The sequence below is a fragment of the Pseudomonas sp. K5002 genome, from assembly GCF_013386655.1.
In the GTDB taxonomy this organism is placed as follows: domain Bacteria; phylum Pseudomonadota; class Gammaproteobacteria; order Pseudomonadales; family Pseudomonadaceae; genus Aquipseudomonas.
The window spans coordinates 1-593 of record NZ_JACARK010001442.1; the positions used below are offsets into that span (position 1 = coordinate 1).

Sequence of the window (593 nt, forward strand, 5' to 3'; positions counted from 1 at the left end):
GGCTCCTGGAAGATCATCGCCGCGTCACGCCCGCGAATCTGCAGCAGCTCCTTCTCGCTGGCACCGAGCATGTCGCGGCCGAGCATCTGCAAGCTGCCGGCGGTGATCCGGTAACTGCGCTCCGGCAGCAGGCGCAGGCTGAGCATCGCGGTCACGGATTTGCCGGAGCCGGATTCACCCACTACGCCGACGACTTCGCCGGGGTTGACGTGCAACGACACGCCGTTGAGTGCCTGGACGTTGTTGCGGTAAGCCGGGAATTCCAGGCTCAGGTTGTCGATGGCAAGCACTGCCGGACTGGACATGGTCATTTCCCCTGTTGCCGTGGGTCGAGCAGGTCACGAACACCGTCACCCAGCAGGTTGAAGCCGGTCGCGGTGACCAGGATCGCCAGCCCCGGAAAGGTCGAGTACCACCAGTTGTCGAGAATGAAATTGCGCCCGGTGGCAACCATCGCGCCCCATTCGGCGGTGGGCTGCTGTGCACCCAGGCCGATGAAACCCAGGGCCGAGGCCATCAGGATCGCGCTGCCGATGTCCAGGCTCAGTTGCACCAGCAACGGCGGCATCGCATTGCGGCCCACGTGCCACGAC

At 64.8% G+C, this 593-nt stretch carries 2 protein-coding genes; both read right to left on the bottom strand.

Annotated elements, in window-relative coordinates; genetic code table 11:
- The coding region (locus HX846_RS37060; RefSeq protein WP_178967442.1) for an ATP-binding cassette domain-containing protein at positions 1-311 on the bottom strand (311 nt) is incomplete at its 3' end.
- On the bottom strand, positions 308-593 hold a 286-nt coding region (locus tag HX846_RS37065; RefSeq protein ID WP_178967443.1), incomplete at its 5' end, for an ABC transporter permease subunit. The genes HX846_RS37060 and HX846_RS37065, both read right to left, overlap by 4 nt.